The organism is Planomonospora algeriensis, from assembly GCF_977012225.1.
This window is the reverse complement of the sequence record NZ_CDRNDK010000501.1, coordinates 1-4,215: the sequence shown is the minus strand read 5'-3', so window position 1 is coordinate 4,215 and position 4,215 is coordinate 1. Positions and strand designations below refer to the sequence as shown.

At 74.2% G+C, this 4,215-nt stretch carries 4 protein-coding genes; all 4 read left to right on the top strand.

The window, feature by feature from the left end:
• The coding region (locus ACWJ6R_RS31170; RefSeq protein WP_449065654.1) for a M20/M25/M40 family metallo-hydrolase at window positions 1-416 on the top strand (416 nt) is incomplete at its 5' end.
• On the top strand, window positions 404-1,774 hold the full coding sequence (locus ACWJ6R_RS31165) for a formimidoylglutamate deiminase (protein WP_449065653.1): 1,371 nt from the start codon (window positions 404-406) through the stop codon (window positions 1,772-1,774). The genes ACWJ6R_RS31170 and ACWJ6R_RS31165, both read left to right, overlap by 13 nt.
• Complete coding sequence (hutI, locus tag ACWJ6R_RS31160; protein WP_449065652.1) at window positions 1,771-2,922, top strand: imidazolonepropionase; 1,152 nt, start codon at window positions 1,771-1,773, stop codon at window positions 2,920-2,922. The genes ACWJ6R_RS31165 and hutI overlap by 4 nt, the downstream gene beginning before the upstream one ends.
• A 214-nt stretch (window positions 2,923-3,136) precedes the next feature.
• A complete protein-coding gene (locus tag ACWJ6R_RS31155; RefSeq protein WP_449065651.1) occupies window positions 3,137-4,075 on the top strand; it encodes a sigma-70 family RNA polymerase sigma factor in 939 nt (312 codons plus the stop codon).
• Window positions 4,076-4,215 lie beyond the last annotated feature (140 nt).

Genomic DNA, 4,215 nt, shown 5'->3' with positions numbered 1-4,215 from the left:
GAGCGCGCGTCTCGCCCGGCAGCGCCAACGCCATCCCCGGCCTGGTCAGCGCCTGGCTGGACGCCAGGGGCGGGGACGCCGGCGCGGTCCGCGCGCTGGTCGCCGAGCTGGCGGAGTCGTCCGGGGCCGAGGTGGGCGAGGAGTCGTGGACCCCGGCCGTCGACTTCGACGCCGCCCTGCGGGACCGCCTGGCGTCGGCCGCCGGGACCACCGGGGCAGGGCCCGTGCCGGTGCTGCCCACCGGAGCCGGGCACGACGCCGGGATCCTCGCCGCCGCCGGGGTTCCCAGCGCGATGGTGTTCGTCCGCAATCCAACGGGCATCTCACACTCTCCGGAAGAACACGCGGAGACGTCCGACTGCCACCTGGGCGTCGCCGCCCTCGCCGCCACCTTGGAGGAGCTGTGTCGGAGCTGACCTACTGGTGCGAGCTGGCCTGGCTGCCGCCGGGCGAGGTCGCCGCGGGCGTCGTCGTCACGGTCGGCGGCTCCCGGATCACGGCGGTCACGCCCGGCGTGGCCGAACCGCCGGCCGGGGCGGTCCGCCTGCGCGGCCTGACCCTCCCCGGCCTCGCCAACGCCCACTCCCACGCCTTCCACCGGGCCCTGCGCGGGGTGACCCAGACGGAGAGGGGCAGCTTCTGGACCTGGCGCGAGCAGATGTACGGCGTGGCCCGCGCCCTGGACCCCGACTCCTACCTCCGGCTGGCCAGGGCGGTGTTCGCCGAGATGGCGCTGGCCGGGATCACCTGCGTCGGGGAGTTCCACTACCTGCACCACGGGCCGGACGGCACGCCGTACGACGACCCCAACGCGATGGGCCACGCGCTCGTGGCGGCGGCGCGCGAGGCGGGGCTGCGGATCGCCCTGCTGGACGCCTGCTACCTGAGCGGCGGGATGGGCGTCGCGCTGGACGGCGTCCAGCACCGGTTCACCGACGGCGACGCCGAGCGGTGGGCGGCGCGCGCCGAGGCCCTGTGCGCCGCCTACGACGGCGCGCCGGACGTGGAGGTCGGCGCGGCCGTGCACTCGGTCCGCGCCGTCCCGCCCGAGCACATGCGCACGGTCGCGGCCTTCTCCCACCACCACGGGGTCCCGCTGCACGTCCACGTCTCCGAGCAGCGGGCCGAGAACACCGCCTGCGTCGAGATGTACTCCGCCACGCCCGTCCAGGTGCTGCACGAGCACGGCGTGCTCGGCCCGCGCACCACCGCCGTGCACGCCACGCACGTCTCCGAGGCGGACGTCTCGCTGCTGGGGCAGTCCACCACGTACGTGTGCATGTGCCCGACGACCGAGCGGGACCTGGCCGACGGCATCGGCCCGGCGCGGGCGATGTTCGAGGCGGGTTCGCCGATCACGCTCGGCTCCGACAGCCACGCGGTCGTCGACCTGTTCGAGGAGGCCCGCGCGGTCGAGCTGGACGAGCGGCTGGCCACCGAACGGCGCGGCCACTGGCGGGCCGCCGAGCTGCTGACGGCAGCCACCGCCGCCGGGCACGCCTCGCTGGGCTTCCCCGACGCCGGCACGCTCTGCCCGGGGGCCTGGGCCGATCTGGTCTCCGTCCGGCTCGACTCGGTCCGTACGGCCGGCAGCGGCGCGTCCGCCGGAGGGCTGGGCGCGGCCGAGGCCGTGGTCTTCGCCGCCACGGCCGCGGACGTGCACTCGGTGGTCTCCGGAGGCCGCCAGGTCGTCGCCGAGGGGCGGCACGTCCTGGGGGACGTGGGCACGCTGCTGGAGACCGCGATCGGCGAGACGCGAGGGGTGGGCGTGTGACGAGCACGGTCTTCGACCGGATCGGCCTGCTGTACACCGGCGACCCCGGGCGGGAGGAGATCGCCGGCGCCGCGCTGGTCGTCGAGGACGGCCGCGTGGTGTGGACGGGCCGCGCGGGAGACGACCCGGGCGCGGACGAGCGCGTGGACGTCGACGGCCGCTGCGTGCTCCCCGGGTTCGTCGACAGCCACGCCCACCTGGTCTTCGCGGGCGACCGCACCGCCGAGTTCACCGCCCGCATGTCGGGGGAGCGCTACACCGCCGGGGGCATCCGCACCACGGTCGAGGCCACCCGCGCGGCCACCGTGCCCGAGCTCGCGGCCGGGACCGCCGCGCTGGTGGCGGAGATGCTCGCCCAGGGCACGACCACCGTCGAGATCAAGAGCGGCTACGGGCTCACCGTCGAGGACGAGCGGCGCTGCCTGGAGATCGCGCAGGGCTTCACCGAGGAGACGACGTACCTGGGCGCGCACGTCGTGCCCCCGGACGCCGCCTCCGCCGACGACTACGTGCGCACGGTGACGGGGGAGATGCTCACGGCCTGCGCGCCGTACGCGCGCTGGGTGGACGTCTTCTGCGAGCGCGGCGCGTTCGACGCCGACCAGAGCAGGGAGATCCTCACCGCCGGGGTCAAGGCCGGGCTGCTGCCGCGCGTGCACGCCAACCAGCTGGGGGAGGGGCCGGGCGCGCTGCTCGCGGCCGAGCTGGGCGCCGCCTCCGCCGACCACTGCACCCACCTGACCGACGCCGACGTCGAGGCGCTCGCCTCCGCCGGGGTGGTGGCCACCCTGCTGCCGGGAGCGGAGTTCTCCACCCGCTCGCCGTACCCGGACGCGCGCCGCCTGCTGAAGGCCGGGGCCACCGTGGCGCTGGCCACCGACTGCAACCCGGGCTCCTCCTTCACCTCCTCCATGCCGTTCTGCGTGGCGCTGGCCGTACGGGAGATGGGGCTGACGCCGCTGGAGGCGGTCCGGGCCGCGACGGCCGGCGGGGCGGCGGCGCTGCGCCGGACCGACGTCGGCGCGCTCACCGTGGGGGCCCGCGCGGACCTGGTGGTCCTGGACGCGCCCTCCTACGTCCACCTCGCCTACCGCCCGGGGGTACCTCTGGTGCTGCAGGTGTGGAAGGAGGGGCGCCGGATCGTTTGACGGGCGCGATCCCGGGTAACCCGCACCGCTTGTGTCATGGCGGCCGGAGGCATCCTCCTTGAGGAGGAAAGTGAAACCGTTCTCCGGACGTAGTTCTTTAGGGAATCTTTGCCCTGACCCATGCGTTGATTAGGCAAGCGACGTGTCCGTGCGCGCGGGGCGTATGAGCGAGCGGGCGGGCACGCCATAAGCAGGCGGAGCGAGGTGCCATCGAATGGCAAGGCCGACGGGGAATCGGACGCAGGACCAGCACGTCTCGGATCGGGACCTGCTCGGGACCTACCTGGCGGAGATCGGGCGGGTCCCGCTGCTGACCGCGGAGGAGGAGGTCGAGCTCGCGAAGCGGATCGAGGCCGGCCTCTTCGCGGAGCAGTTGCTGGACGGCGGGTCGACGGAGCCGAGGATCGGTGACGCCGCCGACGAGGAGCTCGAACGGCTGGCCGTTTCGGGACAGCGGGCCAAGGACGAATTCATCCAGGCCAATCTACGTCTTGTGGTGGCGGTCGCGCGCAAATACTCCGGGCGCGGAATGCCGTTGATCGATCTGGTCCAGGAGGGGAACCTCGGCCTGGTCCGCGCGGTGGAGAAATTCGACTACCGGCGCGGCTACAAGTTCTCGACCTACGCCACCTGGTGGATCCGCCAGTCCGTGGGCCGGGCGATCCACGAGCAGGCCCGCCCGGTCCGGCTGCCCACCCACGCCGGGGAGCAGATGACCCGGCTGATGCGGGTCCGCCGCGACATGCTGGCCGAGTTCGACGCCGAGCCGACGGACGCCGACCTGGCGGCTGTGCTGGAGCTGCCGATCGAGCGGGTCCGCGAGCTGCGCCGCTGGGCCTCCGACCCGGTCTCGCTCCAGCTCGGGGTGGGCGACGAGGACGAGACGGAGCTCGGCGACATGATCGCCGACGAGACGTGGGCCGACCCCGAGCAGCAGGCCATGGACATCCTGGAGCGCGAGCGCCTGGAGCAGTGGCTGACCGGGCTGGAGGGGCAGACGCGCGAGATGCTCCGCTGGCGCTACGGCCTGATCGACGGGCGCGAGCACACGCTCACCGAGGTCGGCGAACGCTACGGCATCGGCCGCGACCGCGCCCGCCGCATCGAGCGCGACGCGCTGGCCCGCCTCCGCAAGATGGCCACCGCCGCCTGACCTTTTCCCGGGTCCCAGCCGTGCGGTGGTTCGGCTGTGCGGTGGTTCGGCTGTGCGGTGGTTCGGCCGGGTCCCGTTCGTGCGGTGGTTTTTCTTGGTGCGCACGGAGGCGGGCCGGTGGTCCTGGCGGCCGTCTCAGC